This window comes from Maribellus mangrovi (genome assembly GCF_037646455.1).
Classification (GTDB): domain Bacteria; phylum Bacteroidota; class Bacteroidia; order Bacteroidales; family Prolixibacteraceae; genus Draconibacterium; species Draconibacterium mangrovi_A.
Genome location: NZ_JBBIXN010000001.1, coordinates 746204 through 765567 on the forward strand (window position 1 = coordinate 746204; position 19364 = coordinate 765567).

Below are 19364 nucleotides of genomic sequence, written 5' to 3' on the forward strand. Positions count from 1 at the left end.
AAAGAATGCGAAAAACTAAAAAAGCTTAATTGATTGGATCCAAATTATAAAGCCGCCGAAAAATTGTAAATTTGCGCTTTGTAATTCCCGCGGAAATTTCAACCCACGGAGAATTCATAGCTAAAGCATTTTGTTTCTGCAAAATGAAACAGAAAGACGATTATTTTTTACGACATGGATTTACAAACGATAAAGCAACGTTTCGAAATTATAGGTAATTCTGCGGGATTAAACCGGGCCATTGAAGTGGCAGTGCAGGTTGCACCCACTGATCTTTCGGTTCTGATTACAGGAGAGAGCGGTGTGGGTAAAGAAATTTTTCCGCAGATCATTCACCAGTTCTCAAGCCGCAAACACGGTAAATACATCGCGGTTAACTGTGGTGCCATTCCGGAAGGAACCATCGATTCCGAACTCTTTGGACACGAAAAAGGAGCCTTTACCGGAGCACTTTCCGATCGTAAGGGTTATTTTCAGGAGGCAGATAGCGGAACTATTTTTTTAGATGAAATTGGAGAGTTGCCGCTTTCAACCCAGGTACGACTTTTAAGGGTACTTGAATCGGGTGAATTTATCCGGGTTGGTTCTTCAAAAGTAATTAAAACCAATGTTCGTGTTATTGCTGCAACCAACGTAAACATTCCGAAAGCTATTGAAGAAGGACAGTTTCGGGAAGATCTTTATTACCGTTTAAATACGGTGCCCATAAACGTTTTGCCGCTTCGCGAACGTTCGGACGATATAAATTTGCTATTCAGGAAATTTGCACGCGATTTTGCCGAAAAATACCGCATGCCGCCGGTTCGACTTACCGACGATGCCCGAACTCTGCTCAACAATTACCGCTGGCCGGGAAACATTCGACAGCTAAAGAATGTCACCGAGCAGATTTCAATTATTGAACAGGATCGCGAAATTCCGGGCGATGTTTTGCGTCATTATTTGCCTAATGAAGGAGGTGCCAACCTGCCAGCTATATTTGCACGTACCGAAAGTAACCAATCGTTTGCCAACGAGCGCGAGATCCTTTACAAAGTGCTTTTCGATATGAAAAACGATATGAACGACCTGAAAAAGCTGGTACTCGATTTAATGGAAAATCGCGAGGCACCAATTTCAGGCGATCAGGCGAAGATCATCCGTAATTTGTACCACGACGAAGACAGTCATTTACCAAAGGAACCTGCGCACAATCCGATTCATATTTCGCATGTCGATAAAGAAAATATTCAGGATACAGAAGAATTTGTTGAAGAATCGCTTTCTTTGGCCGACAAGGAGATAGAACTGATTAAAAAAGCTCTGGAAAAGCACCGTGGAAAACGAAAATATGCCGCCCAGGAACTCGGAATCTCCGAAAGAACGCTTTACCGGAAAATTAAAGAATACGACATTAAGGGATAGTTTTATGTGGAGAAAAATTTTATTGGTTAGCATGTTGGCCATGATCATTGGAAGCATCTCGCAATCGTGTAAAATAAGTTATTCCTTTACGGGTGCCAATCTTTCACCCGAGGTTAAAACTTTTGCCGTTTATTATTTTCCGAACCGCGCACGACTGGTAAATCCAACATTAAGCCAGAGTTTTACCGAACAACTGCGCGAAAAACTGCAAAGGCAAACATCGCTGAATGAAATGTCGGAAAACGGGGACATTGAATTTGAAGGACAAATTACGGGTTACGAGTTCAGGCCAATGGCTGTTCAAAAAGACGACCTGTCATCGCAAACGCGATTAACGATCACCATAAAAGTGAAATATACCAATCACAAAGTTCCTGAAGACGATTTTGAGACCAACTTTACAGCTTACGAAGATTTTGACAGCAGTTTACCCATCAGCTCAGTTGAAGATGAACTTACGACTGCCATTATCGAAAAATTGACCGAAGATATTTTTAATGCTACCATTGCAAACTGGTAATTATGGATAAAGAACAGCTTAAGAAATACTTACGCCATGAATTGCCCTTTACAGAAGAATCGCTGGATCAGTTACATAGATTAATAACCGATTTACCATGGTTTCAGGCAGGTTGGATGCTGTATTTAAAAAACCTGAAAATATTGAATTCGCCTGATTTTGAATCGGTTCTGAAGAAAGTAGCCATTTTAGTGCCCGATCGCAGGCAACTTTATAAATTTCTAAACAACGAAATTAAGCTTTCCGAAACGTCAGGTTTAGGCGACACCAATCATCACGACTATCACCTCGATGGACAAAACGTATCTGCGGGTGACTCTTTAATCGATCGTTTTTTAAGTTCAGGCCCCGGTATTCGACAAAAGAAAGGTCCTGAAAATGCTACGGAAGACACAAGAAATAACCACATTATTAAAAAAAGCGTAGAAGAAAGTGATGACTTAATTACAGAGACTCTGGCCAACATTTACTTTGAGCAAAAAAATTACGAAAAAGCTTTGGTCGCCTATGAAAAATTAAGTTTGAAATATCCGGAAAAAAGTATTTACTTTGCAAGCCGAATTAAAGAAATTGAAGTTATAAAGAATAATACTTAGCAAGATGTATATTTTAATTACCGTATTACTTTTTATTGTTTGCATCCTTTTGGTATTGATTGTATTGGTACAAAATTCAAAAGGCGGAGGTTTAGCAAGCAACTTTCAGTCATCAGGTCAGGTAATGGGTGTGCGTAAAACCACCGATTTCCTTGAAAAAGGTACGTGGGTACTTGCTGGTGCATTACTATTCTTATCGGTTGTTGGCGCCGGTTTTATTCCTCGCGATGAAATTGATGCCAATCAGTCGCGTGTACAGGATCAGATTGAAACTGCAGTTGATCCAACTCAGGTTCCAACATTCCCCACTGCACCGCCTGCAACAAACGATGCAACTCCGGCAACAAACAACAATGCAACTCCGGCTAACAATAACGATGAAGACGGAGAGAACTAAGAAAAAGATTTCTTACAGAAAGAGCCATGTGTTTAAAACACATGGCTCTTTTTTTATTTGTCTTTCGGATAACAATAACATTTGTATCCAACATTTTTTAAAGCAACTGTTACTCCTTTTACAAGGTAAAACGCGGCGATAATTCCTCTGACTCAACAACAATAGGAACCTTCATTCGTGCATCAAACGATACATCGAAGTTTGACCAGCCTGACAGCCGAATAAAAACAAATATTCTCGGATTACTATCCATTTCTTGAATCACAGGAACGAGCACCTCGTCAATGTCTATGGTAATGTTCGAAGAAGTTAATACTTCTCCGTCTTTTAACAGATCAACCGAAGGCTGCATCTCAAACTCTGTGGAGCCAAACTTACCATATCCCCACTCCAGTGCAAGCGAATGAATTTCTTCAAATTCACCAATACCATCGAAATGAAGTTTGGCACCGGAGCCCGGAACAACGCCCATAATCATTCCCGGACAATCTTTTACATTATCTTTATTGCCCAGGCAAAATGCTGCGCTTCCGTCAAAAGAATAAAGATCCATTGGACTTGCCGCACTTTCAATCATAACGGCTTCAAGAGGAATAGGAACATCTAATTCGGCGCTGGTTTCAGTGCTTTCATTCACATCTTCGCAGGCCAATAAAGGTATCAGCAAGATACCCATCCAAAAAAGTTTTCTAAGTTTCATGACATATAATGTTTTCTGTTATTGACAACACCCGTGTTTTCGGGCTCGAATTTTTCTCATTGAAATGCGCTGACCGTAAAGTCGCATTTTGATCAGAATTGGGTAGCGTCGACTAACCTTAAATTACAAAAAAAAGACTAAAAAGTCAATATTCCAGGGCCGGATTATTCGAAAATTTTAAGCTTGAATGGCCCTATCGGTAATCATTAATGGTTAAAGACGGGACAAGATGAGTAATGTTTTCATGCAATGGACTTTGAGGGACTGTCTTATTCAAGTGTTATATCCTAAGTTTCTAACTGAACCAAGGTTGGCATTTTTTAAGACAATAAAAAAACTATACTATTTTAATGGATTACCAACGGACCATTCAAGTTGTATTTTGTACTGACGCTACACTTCGATAACATCTTTTTCATCATTTTAACGGCGGTATGAAGAATTTTCGCCTTAGAACGCTGTTCTTTAGTTTCAAATGTACGGCAAGAATGAAGGGCATGTATAGCAATTTTGATTCAATTTATTGCATTTTTGGATCTTTTTTTCTTTTTATCTTTATTCGCGCTAAATGCTGAAGAATAACACAATAAATCTGAAGCTTATAGTTCGATGGTTTGAATGTATTCCGTTGGATTCAGGCCGAAACGTTTTTGAAAACACTTGGTGAAATACGAGGGGCTGCCAAAGCCCGATTCAAAAGCCACTTCCGAAATGTTTCCGTGGCGAACACGGATAAGATCGATGGAACGATCGAGGCGGTAATCCTTTATAAACCTGTTGGGTGATTTGCCGGTGAGTTCCATCATTTTTCGGTAAATCTTCGATTTGCTGTAGTTCAGCGATTTCGCCAAATCATTAACATGCAAATTCTCATCCTTCCATTTTACTTCCAGACAATCCATCAAACTGCTAATAAATTCCTGATCCTGATTCGACAATACTCTTATTTCATCTTCACTTAACTTTTCGTATGATTCGTAATCGAACTGCGTTTTAAGCAACATCGTCACCAAAATCTGGTTATCGGCAATATACGACATCCTTCGGGCTTGTTTCAGGGCATTATCAAGTGCATCAATCTGCCAGTTAGCACTGGTACTCGTGCAAATGCCCATTTTCATTGAAACCTTACAATACGGAATTTTCTTTTGGCAGGCATTAAATTCATGCTTGAGCTGAAGTGCACAATCTATTGCATCCTTTGGCTGTGCAAAAGATACCATTAAATAATCTTCGAAAAAACGAATGATCTTGCCCTCATGTTGAATCACGGTTTTTGTAGTTTTCACGTGAAAGTCCTGAATAAGTTCCTTTACCAGTTTTCGGTCTTCCACTTTAATTTTCTCGGGACTTAATTTGCGCGAAAGAATAAAATAATAGTCATTCTCTTCAAACACTCCATCATCCAGGTAATCGGGCTTCCGAAGCTGTTCGATTAATTGCGCAGCAATATCACTGTCGGATTCCACGATCTTTAGCGGAACTGATCCGAAAACTTTCTCGTGAAGCAATTTAATGTTTTCAACATCGGGTATTTCAACCAGGCAAAATGCCTTTTTCCCCTGCTTATCGAACCAGTATGTAACTCCTTGCGCCGTAAAACTGAACGACTGCGGCGAACCATTTACCTGTTTCGTAATGATTCTGTTTAAAACATGTTCCCGTTGGTTTGTTTTCTCTCCCTTGAATTCCGACATATAATTAGCATTAAGTGGTTATGCCATGGCTTTACTCTCAAACTTAACCGGGAAAGATTTATCGTTACAGCAGTGATTACTGTAACACTAATTGGGTGAGCACCAGTTATGGTGACACCAATATAGTAAATATTTGTAAACATTGCACAACAGCATGCCAGCTTGTCAGGGAAAACGCCGACGCCCATAAAAATCTCATTTACTGATACTTACCTCTATCAGACAAATAAATCAGTATTTTATGAATGTAATTTTGTCCCTGAGAATATTCCAAAACTGCGCAAATTTCGCTTGGCACAAAATGTGATAAACCCACGATGTCGAAATAAAATAATGTTTAATAAATAAATTGTAACTACAATGGCAGAATTAAAAGGTAAAATCCTGGCAGGCAAAATTTTGGTAGAGCCACAGGAAGCTGAAACAAAAACTTCTAGTGGAATCATCATTCCTGATTCAGCAAAAGAAAAACCACAGGTTGGTAAAGTTGTATTGGTTGGATCAGCAAAAAAGGATGAACCAATGGAACTGAAAGCAGGTGATGTTGTTTTCTACGGAAAATACTCCGGAACTGAATTGAACATTGATGGTACCGATTATTTATTAATGTCGCAAAGCGACGTTTTGTACATTGTTTAAACAGAACTAAAAAATTATAAAAGATGGCTAAAGAAATTAAATTTGATATTGAAGCGCGCGACCTGCTGAAAAGTGGTGTCGACCAATTGGCTGATGCAGTGAAAGTAACACTGGGGCCAAAAGGAAGAAACGTTGTTATCGAGAAAAAATTTGGAGCACCACAAATTACAAAAGACGGTGTTACTGTTGCTAAAGAAATTGAATTGAGCAATGCTTACGAAAACCTGGGTGCACAAATGGTAAAAGAAGTTGCTTCGAAAACCGGAGATGATGCCGGAGACGGAACAACAACTGCAACTGTATTGGCACAGTCAATCGTGAACGTTGGTTTGAAAAACGTAACCGCCGGTGCAAATCCAATGGATTTGAAACGCGGTATCGACAAAGCTGTTGAAGCTGTCGTAAAAAGCATTGCCGATCAGGCAGAAACCATAGGTGACGACTATGCTAAAATCGAATCAGTAGCCAAAATCTCGGCCAACAACGATTCAGTTATTGGTTCGCTGATTGCTGAAGCCATGAAAAAAGTTCAGAAAGAAGGTGTGATCACCATCGAAGAATCGAAAGGTACCGACACATACGTTGACGTTGTTGAAGGTATGCAATTCGACCGTGGATACATTTCACCCTACTTTGTAACCAACGCCGAAAAAATGGAAGCGGATCTCGATAATCCGTATATCCTGATCCACGATAAAAAAATCAGTACCATGAAAGATCTCCTTCCGGTACTGGAAGCCACAGCACAATCAGGTCGTCCGTTGATGATCATCGCTGAAGATGTTGACGGCGAAGCATTGGCTACTTTGGTAGTTAACCGCTTGCGTGGTTCGTTAAAAGTATGCGCCGTTAAAGCTCCGGGTTTTGGCGATCGCAGAAAAGAAATGCTAGAAGACATTGCCATCCTTACCGGAGGTACGGTAATTACCGAAGAAAAAGGGATGAAACTGGAACAAGCTACTATCGACATGCTTGGTCAGGCCGAGAAAATTTCAGTTGATAAAGAAAATACAACCATCGTTAATGGTTCAGGTGACCAGGAAGCCATTGCTGCCCGTGTTGCTCAAATCAAAACCCAGATGGATACTACCACCTCAGATTACGACAAGGAAAAACTACAGGAACGCCTGGCTAAACTGGCCGGTGGTGTAGCAGTAATCTACGTTGGAGCTGCTTCTGAAGTTGAAATGAAAGAGAAAAAAGACCGTGTTGACGATGCATTGCATGCAACCCGTGCTGCTGTTGAAGAAGGAATTGTTCCTGGTGGCGGTGTAGCTTACATCCGTGCAATTGCAGCTCTGGAGAACATTAAAGGTGACAATGACGACGAAACTACCGGAATCGAAATCATCAAACGTGCCATTGAAGAGCCGCTTCGCCAAATTGTTAACAACGCAGGTAAAGAAGGCGCTGTTGTGGTGCAGAAAGTAAAAGACGGAGAGAAAGACTTTGGATACAACGCTCGTACCAACGAATTCCAGAACCTGCTGGAAGTGGGAGTTATCGATCCTGCAAAAGTAACGCGCGTTGCTCTTGAAAATGCAGCTTCTATTTCAGGAATGTTCTTAACTACTGAAACAGTTATTGTTGAAGAGGAAGAAGAAAATCCTGCACCTCCAATGGGTGGAGGCGCTCCCGGAATGGGTGGAATGGGCGGAATGATGTAAAAATTTCCTATCCTATTATACAAAGCTCTTTCGTTTGTCGCAAGAGCTTTTTTTGTGCCCAAAATCCTGACAATCGTCACACAGTGTTCTTTAACATCTTATTTTCGTTTTCATATTACTGATTTTATGATACTTACACATCCTCCAAACTTAAATCAAAATTTGTTTTTTCATTTCTTAGTTGGCTACCTTTACCCCGTTAATCTATTTGATCAGTATTGATACTTCAAAAGCCGAATTCGGTTCAAATTGTCATACTGATCAATTTAAATTTAAAAAGCTGATGAATGCAGATATCAATGAATTCATAGTGAATTTGGAGAAAAAAACTCCGGGCGAAAATGAATTTCACCAGGCAGTTGAAGAGGTGATTACCTCTGTTTGGGATTTCTATAAAAAAAATCCGCGTTATCAAAAAGCCAAAATACTCGAAAGAATGTGTGAACCTGAACGGGTGATCATGTTCCGCGTTCCCTGGGTCGACGATCGTGGCGACGTACAAATCAACCGCGGGTACCGTGTTGAATTTAACTCGGCACTTGGCCCCTACAAAGGAGGATTGCGCTTTCATGCCAGCGTTACGCTGAGCATTCTAAAATTTCTGGGTTTTGAACAAACCTTTAAAAACAGTCTGACTACCCTGCCGATGGGGGGAGGAAAAGGAGGATCCGATTTCAGCCCAAAAGGAAAAACCGATGGCGAGATCATGCGCTTTTGTCAATCGTTTATGACAGAACTCTATCGCCATATTGGCCCGAATACCGATGTTCCGGCAGGTGATATTGGTGTAGGCGGACGCGAAATTGGCTATTTATTTGGACAGTATAAGCGTCTGAAGAATGAATTCACCGGCGTTCTTACCGGGAAAGGGCTTACCTGGGGTGGAAGTCTTATCCGCCCCGAAGCAACCGGATTTGGAGCGGTATATTTTGCCCAGCACATGTTAAAACGCATTGGTAAAGACATTGAAGGTCAATCGGTGGCCGTTTCGGGTTTTGGGAACGTGGCTTGGGGAGCCATTTCGAAAATTAATGAACTGGGCGGAAAAGTTGTAACCATTTCTGGCCCCGACGGATTTATCCACGACAAAGATGGAATCAGCGGAGAGAAACTGGATTACCTGCTCGAACTTCGTGCTACCAACAATGATGTGGTTGAGCCTTATGCCGATGAGTTCAACGCGGAATTTTACGCCAATAAACGGCCATGGGAAGTGCCGGTAAATCTGGCCATTCCTTGCGCTACCGAGAACGAAGTTCATCTTGATGACGCCAAAGCACTGGTGAAAAATGGCTGTCTGCTTCTGGCAGAAGCATCAAACATGGGCTGTACTGCCGAAGCAGTAGACTACCTGCAGGCGAACCTCGACTATGCTCCGGGTAAGGCTGTAAACGCAGGTGGTGTCGCAGTCTCTGGTCTAGAAATGTCGCAAAACAGTATGCGCATTAACTGGCCACGCGAAGAGGTCGATCACCGTTTAAAAGGAATTATGAATAACATTCACGAAACATGCGTTGCCTACGGTAAAAACGGCAGCAAAGTAAACTACGTGAAAGGTGCTAATGTTGGTGGCTTTGTGAAAGTGGCGGAAGCTATGCTTGCTCAGGGAGTTGTTTAAAATAAAATGCTTTAAAGACAATGAAAATCCGTAGTCTAAACTGCGGATTTTTTTATGCTCTTTTTTTAAACTTTATTACCCAAATGTCAAATTTAAATATCTAATAATATAAAAAGCAGCACTTGATATTTACACTTTTCTACATTTGTCCAAAATTATTGAAGATGTTGATAGATACGCACTCGCATATATATTCGGAAGATTTTACACAAGACCGCGACGAAGCTCTGCAGCGGGCATACGACAGTGGTGTCAAAAAAATTGTGTTGCCGAATATCGATTCGGGTTCAATCCGCCACATGCTGGATTTATCAGATGCCTACCCTCATTTTTGTTACCCTTTAATGGGACTACATCCTACATCGGTTGATGAAGATTACGAAGAAGAACTTCTTGCTGTTGAATACTGGCTTGAAAAGCGAAAATTTTACGGGATAGGCGAAATTGGGATAGATCTGTATTGGGAGAGAAAATTCAAAAACGAGCAGATCAATGCTTTCCGTCATCAATTAAAACTGGCAAAAAGCAAAAACCTGCCAGTAGTAATTCATGTTCGAAATTCGTTCGACGAAACTTACAAAGTTGTAAAAGAAGAACAAGATGGCTCGCTAAGAGGTATCTTTCATTGTTTTACCGGCAGTAAAAAAGAAGCAAAAAAAGTGGTCGAACTGGGTATGTTCCTCGGAGTTGGCGGTGTACTTACATTCAAAAACAGCAACCTTTCGGATGTACTGAAAAAAGTTGACATCAAAAACCTGGTTCTTGAAACCGACTCACCATATTTATCGCCCGAACCCAAAAGAGGGAAACGTAACGAAAGTGCCTATCTAACTTACGTGGCGCAAAAAGTGGCAGATATTTACGGCCTTCCACTCGACGAAGTAGCAGAAATTACAACGGCCAATGCACGCAAAATATTCGAAATTTGATAACTTGCAGCCTGTATTTCTAGAGCGCAATGAAAATTAAAACCGAAAAAAAAACTTCCATCCTGATTATTTATACCGGTGGAACAATCGGTATGGTACAACACCCTCAGAACAAGACTTTGGTGCCCGTTCGGTTCGAAAAAATTCAGGAAGTGGTGCCCGAGTTAAAAAAGTACAATTTCATAATTAAGACAATTACCTTTAATCCGGCACTTGATTCATCGAATATGAATCCTATCACCTGGATTAAAATTGCCAAGACCATCGAGAGAAATTACCATAAATACGATGGTTTTGTTGTGCTTCACGGTACCGATACTATGTCGTACACAGCTTCGGCACTTAGTTTCATGTTCGAAAACCTGAATAAACCGATTATTCTTACCGGTTCGCAGCTTCCTATTGGTATGATTCGCACCGATGGCAAAGAAAACCTGATTACAGCCGTTGAAATTGCTGCAGCAAAAAAAGATGGTGTCAGCATTGTGCCGGAGGTTTGCATTTATTTCGATTTTAAATTGTACAGAGGTAATCGCACCTTAAAACGCGATGCTGAATTATTCAGTGCCTTTCGGTCTGTAAATTACCCGGAGCTTGCAGTGGCTGGTACTGATATTAAGTACAATACAGAATATATATTCAGTTCAAATAACCACGGAATATTGAAGGTCAATACAAACTTTGATGATAATGTGGTGATATTAAAGATGTTTCCGGGCATCAACCAGAACGTTATGCAATCGGTATTGAACACTCCCGGTTTAAAAGGAGTAATCCTTGAAACTTTTGGATCGGGCAATGTACCCACTTCGCGCTGGTTGACCAATTGCATAAAACGGGCCATAAAAAACGGCGTGATTATTCTAAATGTCACCCAGTGCGAGGGAGGCCGCGTTGTTATGGGGCAGTATCAAACCAGCCTGGAACTCTTGAATGCCGGAGTAATTTCAGGAAAGGATATGACCACAGAAGCTGCCATCACAAAGTTGATGTTCCTGCTCGGGCAGGACTTAAAACAAGAAGAAATCAAAATGTATCTCAATAAAAGTATGAGGGGCGAAATTAGTGAATAGCGCTGTTTTTTTTTCGCAATTTTTTATTAATTTGCAGCCCTCATTTTTAGGGGGAGCCAGTATTATAATACTGGAGAGGTGCAGGAGTGGCTTAACTGGCACGCCTGGAAAGCGTGTGTACCGCGAAACGGTACCGGGGGTTCGAATCCCCCTCTCTCCGCTGAAATTAGAGGAGTTCTTTCAAGTTGAGTGGAAAAAGAACGAATGAAGGCACATTTTTTGTAGCATTGAATGAGTTAATCAAAGATTCAAGAGAAAATAAAAATCAAAAAAAAGATTATTAATTAAAAATTCAAATCAATTATGAAAAGACTATTCGCGTTAATAGCCGTATTTGGGATGCTGTTGTTCACGGCATCGAATGTAGCGCTTGCTCAGGAAGACGAGGCAGCTGCAACAGAACCTGCTGTTCAGGAAGAACAAGTAGACATGACTGCTGATGCTGAGGAAGAAGCTGCAGCTACTGAAGAACAAGGAAAATCTCTGCACAGCCAGTTGAAACAAAAATTTATTGAAGGTAACCCTGCTTTCATGTCATTTGTATTAATTGCACTTATTTTAGGTTTGGCTTTTTCCATTGAAAGAGTTCTTTACCTTAACCTGGCAACCAGCAACACTAAAAAATTGCTTTCCAACGTTGAAGAAGCTCTTGAAAGTGGTGGTATTGAAGCAGCAAAAGACGTTTGCCGTAACACTCGTGGACCAGTTGCCAGTATTTTTTTCCAGGGTCTTGACCGTTTTGACCATGGAATTGACGTAGTTGAGAAAACCGTTATTTCTTATGGTAGTGTTCAAGCTGGATTGTTGGAAAAAGGTTTAAGCTGGATCGCACTTTTTATTGCTCTGGCACCGATGCTTGGTTTCATGGGTACAGTAATTGGTATGATTGGTGCTTTCGATGCCATTGAGATTGCAGGAGACATTTCTCCCTCACTCGTTGCAGGTGGTATTAAAGTGGCTTTGATTACAACCGTAACAGGTCTTGTTGTTGCTATTATCCTTCAGATTTTCTATAACTATTGTGTAGCTAAAATCGATAGTATCATCAACAACATGGAAGATGCATCTATCTCGTTATTAGACTTGTTGGTAAAACATAACCTAAAAAAATAGGAGCTTGAAAAATGGGTAAAACAGGAAAAATAGTTACTATAATACTATGGGCCCTAATCATCGTTTCTGCCATTCTTCTTGTTTCATTATTTGTAAACATAAGTGAAGTAGATACCGATCCTTCAATGGGAAGTTGGATTAATACCAACCTCGTATGGGGCTATATACTTGTAGCTATTGGTGCCGGTGTAGCAATTATTTCTGGATTGCTGCATATGTTCACCGATAAAAATGCTGCAAAGAATGGAATTATTTCCATATTGTTTCTCGGAGCCGTGGCCTTGATTGCTTATCTTCTGGCATCGCCTGAAATTCCACAATTTGTTGGAGTGGATAAGTTCATCGCCGACGGAACCCTGAATGAGAGTGTAGCAAAAATGGTAGACACTGGATTGTATGCAACATACATATTGCTGGCACTGGCAATTTTGTCGATTGCATCATCTTCAGTATTCCGTTTGTTTAGATAATAATAATCGTGGTAAAATAAAACAGGAAAATTATGGCTAAGAAAATACCCGAAATACCTTCGGCATCGTTAGCAGACATTGCATTTATGTTGCTGATCTTTTTCCTGGTAACAACCACGATGGACGTTGACAGCGGTTTACGAAGAAAATTACCGCAATGGGTCGATCCGGAAGAGCTTGAAGACGATCAGCAAATTAACGAGCGAAACGTCTTCGTTGTTCTGGTAAATAAAAACAACGACCTGTTAGTAGAAGGAGACTACGAACGTATTGAGAACCTGCGCGAAAGGACTAAAGAGTTTATGGAAAACCCATACAACGATGAAGACCTTCCTGAAAAAGAACCAATGGAAATACCATACTTCGGCGAAGTAATGGTCACCAAAGGTGTAATTTCGCTGCGAAACGACCTCGATACAAAATACGGAACGTATCTCGCTGTTCAAAACGAACTGGTTGCTGCCATTAATGAGTTAAGAGACGAACTGGCAAAAGAGAAGTGGGGAAAAGCTTATGACGATTTAGACGATGAGCAACAAAAAGCCATCCGAACGATCTATCCTCAGAAAATCTCGGAAGCCGAACCAAAAGGTAAAATATAAAGGAATAAATTATGAGCAAATTTAGAAAAGACGATGGTAAAGAATTACCTCCTATATCTACAGCATCGCTGCCGGATATCGTGTTCATGCTTTTATTCTTTTTCATGGTAAGTACAACAATGCGCGAGGTAACTTACAAAGTGAAAATGCAACTTCCTCAAGCAACTGAGCTGAGTAAGTTGGAGAAAAAATCGCTGGTAAGTTACATCTATATTGGTGAACCGTTACCAATGTATCAAAAAACATTTGGTAAAGCACCGCGTATTCAGTTGAACGATCAATTTGAACCGGTAGGAGCTGTACAAGACTTCGTTATTGCTGAACGTGAAGCAAGAGCCGAAGAAGAACAGCCTTTTATGGTAACGTCGCTAAAAATTGATGAAAACACTAAGATGGGAATCGTGCAGGACGTAAAGCAGGAATTGCGTAAGTCGGCCGCGTTGAACATCAATTATTCATCAAGACAAAAAGTTGAACGATAGATTCTATCAACGATAATCAATAAAAAAGGGAAGCAATGCTTCCCTTTTTTATTTTCCAGTAGTCTATAATCTCCTTCTCTTTTTTCGTTTTTGCCGTTCCTTTGTTCGCGAAAACTTATCGTTGAACGAACGTTTCGCCGATCCTTTCCTTTTCTTTTGATGAAAAGCGCCCTGATACGTTGGATCATCAATTTTTCGCTGTCGGTCGATCTCGCGCAACTGATCCTGATTTTCTGCAAATTCTGTTTCCACTACCTCAACCTCCGTCGGCAACGACAATAGCTTTATATCCTTTCTGATCAGCTTTTGAATTTTTTTCCAGTGCCATTCATCGGAGGGATCGATCAGTGTTATAGCATCTCCTTTGTTTCCGGCGCGTGCGGTTCGCCCAATACGATGCACATAATCGTCGTAATCACGTGGCAGGTCAAAGTTTATAACATGACTCACCTGGCTAACATCCATTCCACGTGCAGAAACATCGGTAGTAATCAAGATTCGAACTTCACCTTTTTTAAAAGCCTGGATCGAATTAATTCGTGAGTTCTGCGCTTTATTAGAATGAAGAATTCGCTTCTCCCCTTCCGCTTTTCGCTGGATCACTTTAAAAACGCCTTCGGCATGTTCCTTGGTTTTTACAAAGATCACCACCCGGGTAAATTTCTCCTCGTCATCCAACAAGTATTTTATCAGGTTCAGTTTGGTCCGATAGTTAGGAACTTTATATGCTTTCTGAGTTACCAGATTTACGGGGGTTGCCGACGGTGCCACTTCCAATTTTTCGTAGTAATCGATAAATTCTTCGGCCAGCTTTTCAATCGCCTCCGAAAAGGTTGCCGAGAATAACAGATTTTGTCGGCGTGGAGGAATAATTTCCTGTAACTGCCTGAGCTGAGGCATAAATCCCATGTCGAGCATTCGGTCGGCTTCGTCGATTACCAGATGCTTTACTTTTTTCAAGCGCAAAACACCTGCCTGGTACAAATCCCAAAGTCGCCCCGGAGTAGCCACCAAAATATCAATTCCAGGTTCCACCAATTCGGCATGTTTAGTCCATCCTATACCGCCAAAAACAGCTGCATGCCTAAGATCGGAGTAAGTAGTTAACTCTGCGATGTCTTCGCCCACCTGAATTGCTAGCTCCCGCGTGGGCACCAAAATCACTACACGAGGATCATTCCCTTTGGGCTTTTGTAAACGCGTTAACAGTGGCATAAGATAAGCCGCTGTTTTCCCTGTTCCGGTTTGCGCAACTCCAACAAGGTTCACCCCGGAACTGATCCTGGGAATGGCCTTCTGTTGAATAGGAGTCGGTTCATTGAACCCAATCTCATCCAGCGATTTTAATATCGATTTTGCTACTTTAAGCTGCTCAAACGTTTTATTCATGCTGCAAAAATAGAAAAGATAACTGATTTGAAGCAATTTAGTACATTAACGGAGCTTATACATTTTCCCGGGAAGTGCGTTCACTACATTTTTAAACTCAAGGTTGATCAATACTGTAGAGATCCGGCTCACCGGCAATTGAACTTCCGAAGCAATCTGATCGATAAACAATTCCCCGTTTTCTTTTAATAAGTCAACAATTTGTTGCTCATCAGGCGATAATTCCACAAAAAGACTTGACTGAACAGATTGTTGTTTTTCTTGCTTTTCCCAGCCCATGAAATACTCCAGATCATCGATTTCCTCGATCAGGTTGGCGCCGCTGTTTCGGATAAGCTGATTACAACCTTTTGAATAGGTATCGCCTGCACGCCCCGGAAATGCAAACACATCACGGTTATAAGATGAAGCAATATCGGCGGTTATCAGCGCACCCCCTTTAAGCGCCGATTCAACAACAATCGTGGCATCGGCCAGTCCAGCAATAATGCGATTACGTTTGATAAAATTCTGCGGATCGATCTTGGTTTCGCTTGGGAAATCGCTGAGTAAACCACCCAGTTCCATCATACTTTCCGCTGTTTTTCGGTGCAATGCGGGATACAGTTTATCCAAACCGTGAGCCACAACTCCTACCGTTGGAATGTTGTATTTCAACGCGATTCGGTGTGCGCAAATATCTATTCCATAAGCCAACCCGCTAACTACAAGGATTTCATAATTGCGTCCGGAAAACGATTTTAAAAGATCATCTACCACGGTTTTCCCGTAATCTGTAGCATTCCGCGTACCTACAATACTGATCACACGCTGCTCGTCGAGTTTCATATTCCCCTTTGTATAAATTATCGTCGGAGCATCAATACAAGTTTTTAGTCGTCTCGGGAAATCGGCATCGGTATAAAAACGGGCCTTAATATTATTTTTCTCCAGGAATTCGATTTCCTTTTCAGCTCGATCCAAAACATTCGCATTCTTTATACGACGGGCATTGTATTCGCCAATTCCCGGAATTTTCTGCAATGAATGCAGCGAGGTCTTAAACACATCTTCAACATTTCCGACGTAAGCCACAAGGTTACGGGCCAGAACTCCTCCAATTCCGGGCAACATCGACAAGGCAATTTTATACTTTAGATTTTCACTCATTCTGAAGGGTTAACAAGTGTAAGTTATCGCTGCAAGATTTTAAATAAGCTTTCCTGCATTCTTTTCCGATCTTCATAAATTAGGGCAGATAAACTTACCGAAGGATATTCAGCGATTCCACGTTTAGTACGTACAATAAAAGTGATGTCCGACAATTTTCCGAAAACCGAATTTTCGAAATGGGCATTTTGCAAAATATTCTGCGGAAATTCAATTGAATGATAGGACTTCGAACCAAGACTCACCGCTTTATAAAAGCGTAAAACAATCCTTTCGTTATCATCTGAATATTCAATAAACTGATAATCCGCAACATGGAAATACAAATACCATAGCGAAAATACGCCAACACCGGCAATTCCATAAAGTGTAAGATCAGTCAAAAAGAGCAACAGTGTGCTAATTGCAATGGCAATACTTACCAAAAAGAAAAGGCGTTTAAATTTTATCGCCCTGTTTTTATTCGAGATTTGCATTCGTTATTAAATATCAAACTGTAAAAGGTAAATTCGGTTAAAAAAATCCGAATACCATTTTTATTGTAACTTTACGCAATTTAGCAGCTACATATGGGAAATTCAAAGATTTATTCCAAAATATTTTACAGCCGGGCACTAGAAAATACACTCCGCCCGATCATAAAAGACTATCCTAACGGCAAAGTGTTTTTGGCCACCGAAAATACGGTTGATGAGTTGTGGATTTCGAAATTCGATGACTTTTTTAACGAACTGGGAGTGAAGAAAGTAAAGATCCCGGCCGGTGAACAGAACAAAAAAATTGAGTCAGTTGGCAAAATCTGGGAGTTTCTTTCTAAAAACGGAGGCGATCGGAAATCATTGCTGATCAATATTGGCGGAGGAATGCTAACCGATCTGGCAGGTTTTGCCGCCACTACTTTCAAACGCGGTATCGATTTTCTGAATGTGCCTACTACCCTGCTATCGCAAGTTGATGCTTCAGTAGGAGGAAAAACAGGAATCAATTTCAGTGGTTTGAAAAACGAGGTAGGTACATTTAAGGAGCCGATAGCGGTGATTATTAATACCGATTTTTTGAAAACCATTGATCAGTCCAATTTTGTTTCCGGCTTTGCTGAAATGATAAAACACGGACTGATCCAAAGCCCGGAGCATTTAGAGGAACTGAAAACGTTTGATTTTGAGAACATCGATTACGATGAACTTCAGGAGATCATTCGTCACTCGGTGGTAGTAAAAACGCATTTTGTTGCTAACGACCTTACTGAAAACAACATCAGAAAAGCCCTGAATTTCGGACATACCGTTGGTCACGCCTTTGAAAGCATGGCCATGAAACAGGGTCGCCCGGTTTTGCACGGTTATGCTGTTGCTTACGGTATGATTGCCGAACTTTACCTTTCGGCCAAAACCTGTAATTTTCCTGAAAAAGAACTGAAAGAACTGGTGGACTGGCTGCTTAAGATTTACAGTAAACTTGAAATTTCAACATCGGATTTCGAAACGTTGTATAAGCTGATGACCCACGACAAGAAAAACGATTCGGGTCGTATCAACTTTACTTTGTTACCTGAAATCGGGAAAATTGAGATCAATCAAAATCGCAGCAAAGAACTGATTTTTGAAACCTTGGATTACTACAGGAACCTGTAACAAATCCTTTCCATATCCATAACTTATGATTTACAAAGTTTCGGCAACGCATAAAAACATAAACGGAAGCATTTGTCTTCCAGCCTCGAAAAGTATTAGTAACCGGGCGCTGATTATCAGCGCACTTTGCTACAGTCCCTACCCCATTCGCAATCTTTCCGACAGTGATGATACAAAGGTACTGGAAGCTGCACTTTTTTCGAACAGCAACAAATTCGATATTGGTCATGCCGGTACTGCAATGCGTTTTTTAACGGCTTTCCTGGCTAAAATTGTCGGCGAATGGGAAATCACAGGTTCGGAACGCATGCAGCAGCGCCCCATAAAAATATTGGTTGATGCGCTCATTCAACTTGGAGCAAAAATTGAATATCTAAAAGACGACGGTTACCCGCCGCTGAAAATTTTTGGTTCGCATTTAAAAGGACAAAAACTGGAACTCGACGGAAGTATTTCGAGCCAGTATATTACGGCCCTGTTATTGATTGCACCAACCATTGAAGGAGGTTTAACACTTGAGTTAAAAGGCGATATCACCTCGCGTTCGTACATCAAACTCACGCTCGAATTGATGGCTAAATTTGGCATTCAGTATCAGTGGAACGGCAACACAATTGTTGTGCCCGAGCAGCATTATTTTCCACAGGATTTTACTATCGAAGCCGACTGGTCGGGGGCATCATACTGGTACCAGATCATGGCACTGGCCGATGAAGGCGAAATTCTACTTGAAAACCTCGAACTAAAAAGTTTGCAAGGCGATGCCAACATTGCAGAATGGTTTGTTCCCTTTGGCGTGGAATCGGTTCAAAAGGAAAATGGTGTTCTGCTAAAAAAGACCAAAAACTATCACCCGCAAAAACTCCTGCTCAATTTTATTGAAAACCCTGATTTAGCGCAAACCATGGCATGCTTGTGCGTTGCCAAAGGAATCCCGTTTCATTTTTCGGGATTGAAGACATTGAAAATTAAAGAAACAGATCGTATTGCAGCCTTACAAAACGAACTGGCAAAGTTTGGTGCGCAACTCAGCGAGCCGGCTGATGGTGAATTGGCATGGGACGGAAAACTGGATATGGAAATGAAAGACGATCTGCCACTAATAAACACCTATCACGACCACCGTATGGCACTGGCATTTGCACCAATGGCGCTGGCCGAGTTGCCCATGCGAATCGATGATCCGATGGTGATAACCAAATCTTACCCCAATTTCTGGGAAGACCTGAAAAAAGTAGGTTTCAGCATTACAGAATAAAGCTTCAATCCTAACTTGTTTCGGGAG

Annotated in this window: 20 protein-coding genes and 1 tRNA gene; 16 read left to right on the forward strand and 5 right to left on the reverse strand. The window is 41.1% G+C overall.

Annotated features, from left to right (window positions below):
- Nucleotides 1–174 precede the first annotated feature (174 nt).
- The 4 genes from WFY05_RS02825 to secG are packed head-to-tail and all read left to right on the forward strand — an operon-like array spanning nucleotide 175 to nucleotide 2917.
- Nucleotides 175–1404, forward strand: a complete 1230-nt coding sequence (locus tag WFY05_RS02825) for a sigma-54 interaction domain-containing protein (protein ID WP_340111206.1) — start codon at nucleotides 175–177, stop codon at nucleotides 1402–1404.
- A 4-nt stretch (nucleotides 1405–1408) separates the two neighbouring features.
- Nucleotides 1409–1924, forward strand: a complete 516-nt coding sequence (locus WFY05_RS02830; RefSeq protein ID WP_340111207.1) for an LptE family protein — start codon at nucleotides 1409–1411, stop codon at nucleotides 1922–1924.
- 2 nt (nucleotides 1925–1926) lie between these two features.
- Nucleotides 1927–2520: a tetratricopeptide repeat protein gene (locus WFY05_RS02835; protein WP_340111208.1), complete on the forward strand. Its 594-nt coding sequence runs from the start codon at nucleotides 1927–1929 to the stop codon at nucleotides 2518–2520.
- Between the two features lie 4 nt (nucleotides 2521–2524).
- Nucleotides 2525–2917 carry a preprotein translocase subunit SecG gene (secG, locus tag WFY05_RS02840; RefSeq protein ID WP_340111209.1) on the forward strand — a complete coding sequence of 131 codons (393 nt, stop codon included), beginning with the start codon at nucleotides 2525–2527 and terminating at the stop codon, nucleotides 2915–2917.
- Between the two features lie 118 nt (nucleotides 2918–3035).
- Here the strand turns inward: secG and WFY05_RS02845 are convergent, their stop codons facing one another.
- Nucleotides 3036–3617 carry a hypothetical protein gene (locus tag WFY05_RS02845; protein WP_340111210.1) on the reverse strand — a complete coding sequence of 194 codons (582 nt, stop codon included), beginning with the start codon at nucleotides 3615–3617 and terminating at the stop codon, nucleotides 3036–3038.
- A gap of 599 nt (nucleotides 3618–4216) precedes the next feature.
- Entirely contained in the window at nucleotides 4217–5314 is a 1098-nt protein-coding gene (locus WFY05_RS02850) for a helix-turn-helix domain-containing protein (protein ID WP_340111211.1), read from the reverse strand.
- A gap of 360 nt (nucleotides 5315–5674) precedes the next feature.
- On the opposite strand from WFY05_RS02850, the gene WFY05_RS02855 reads away from it, so the two are divergent.
- The 10 genes from WFY05_RS02855 (at nucleotide 5675) to WFY05_RS02900 (ending at nucleotide 13907) form a co-directional block, all read left to right on the forward strand.
- A complete protein-coding gene (locus WFY05_RS02855) occupies nucleotides 5675–5953 on the forward strand; it encodes a co-chaperone GroES (RefSeq protein WP_340111212.1) in 279 nt (92 codons plus the stop codon).
- Nucleotides 5954–5976: 23 nt separating this feature from the next.
- Nucleotides 5977–7620 carry a chaperonin GroEL gene (gene groL / locus WFY05_RS02860; RefSeq protein ID WP_340111213.1) on the forward strand — a complete coding sequence of 548 codons (1644 nt, stop codon included), beginning with the start codon at nucleotides 5977–5979 and terminating at the stop codon, nucleotides 7618–7620.
- Between the two features lie 283 nt (nucleotides 7621–7903).
- On the forward strand, nucleotides 7904–9238 hold the full coding sequence (gdhA, locus tag WFY05_RS02865) for an NADP-specific glutamate dehydrogenase (RefSeq protein WP_340111214.1): 1335 nt from the start codon (nucleotides 7904–7906) through the stop codon (nucleotides 9236–9238).
- A 164-nt stretch (nucleotides 9239–9402) separates the two neighbouring features.
- The gene (locus WFY05_RS02870) at nucleotides 9403–10167 is read left to right on the forward strand and encodes a TatD family hydrolase (protein WP_340111215.1); all 765 of its coding nucleotides are present in this window, start codon (nucleotides 9403–9405) and stop codon (nucleotides 10165–10167) included.
- Nucleotides 10168–10196: 29 nt separating this feature from the next.
- Nucleotides 10197–11240 (forward strand): asparaginase, encoded by a 1044-nt coding sequence (locus WFY05_RS02875; RefSeq protein ID WP_340111216.1) that lies wholly within the window; start codon nucleotides 10197–10199, stop codon nucleotides 11238–11240.
- A gap of 72 nt (nucleotides 11241–11312) precedes the next feature.
- A tRNA-Ser gene (locus tag WFY05_RS02880) sits at nucleotides 11313–11400 on the forward strand.
- 143 nt (nucleotides 11401–11543) lie between these two features.
- The gene (locus tag WFY05_RS02885) at nucleotides 11544–12353 is read left to right on the forward strand and encodes a MotA/TolQ/ExbB proton channel family protein (protein ID WP_340111217.1); all 810 of its coding nucleotides are present in this window, start codon (nucleotides 11544–11546) and stop codon (nucleotides 12351–12353) included.
- 11 nt (nucleotides 12354–12364) lie between these two features.
- Nucleotides 12365–12823, forward strand: a complete 459-nt coding sequence (locus WFY05_RS02890) for a hypothetical protein (protein ID WP_340111218.1) — start codon at nucleotides 12365–12367, stop codon at nucleotides 12821–12823.
- A 32-nt stretch (nucleotides 12824–12855) separates the two neighbouring features.
- Nucleotides 12856–13425: an ExbD/TolR family protein gene (locus WFY05_RS02895; protein ID WP_340111219.1), complete on the forward strand. Its 570-nt coding sequence runs from the start codon at nucleotides 12856–12858 to the stop codon at nucleotides 13423–13425.
- Between the two features lie 11 nt (nucleotides 13426–13436).
- The gene (locus WFY05_RS02900; protein ID WP_340111220.1) at nucleotides 13437–13907 is read left to right on the forward strand and encodes an ExbD/TolR family protein; all 471 of its coding nucleotides are present in this window, start codon (nucleotides 13437–13439) and stop codon (nucleotides 13905–13907) included.
- A gap of 63 nt (nucleotides 13908–13970) precedes the next feature.
- On the opposite strand, the gene WFY05_RS02905 is transcribed toward WFY05_RS02900, so the two are convergent.
- From WFY05_RS02905 to WFY05_RS02915, 3 genes are read right to left on the reverse strand one after another with little or no spacing between them, the layout of a single operon-like run.
- Nucleotides 13971–15296, reverse strand: coding sequence for a DEAD/DEAH box helicase (locus tag WFY05_RS02905; RefSeq protein ID WP_340111221.1), 1326 nt, complete (start codon nucleotides 15294–15296; stop codon nucleotides 13971–13973).
- A gap of 45 nt (nucleotides 15297–15341) precedes the next feature.
- Nucleotides 15342–16445, reverse strand: a complete 1104-nt coding sequence (dprA, locus tag WFY05_RS02910) for a DNA-processing protein DprA (protein ID WP_340111222.1) — start codon at nucleotides 16443–16445, stop codon at nucleotides 15342–15344.
- A 23-nt stretch (nucleotides 16446–16468) separates the two neighbouring features.
- Nucleotides 16469–16921 (reverse strand): hypothetical protein, encoded by a 453-nt coding sequence (locus WFY05_RS02915; RefSeq protein WP_340111223.1) that lies wholly within the window; start codon nucleotides 16919–16921, stop codon nucleotides 16469–16471.
- Between the two features lie 93 nt (nucleotides 16922–17014).
- On the opposite strand from WFY05_RS02915, the gene aroB reads away from it, so the two are divergent.
- The gene (gene aroB / locus WFY05_RS02920) at nucleotides 17015–18079 is read left to right on the forward strand and encodes a 3-dehydroquinate synthase (RefSeq protein ID WP_340111224.1); all 1065 of its coding nucleotides are present in this window, start codon (nucleotides 17015–17017) and stop codon (nucleotides 18077–18079) included.
- Between the two features lie 25 nt (nucleotides 18080–18104).
- Complete coding sequence (locus WFY05_RS02925; RefSeq protein WP_340111225.1) at nucleotides 18105–19337, forward strand: 3-phosphoshikimate 1-carboxyvinyltransferase; 1233 nt, start codon at nucleotides 18105–18107, stop codon at nucleotides 19335–19337.
- Nucleotides 19338–19364 lie beyond the last annotated feature (27 nt).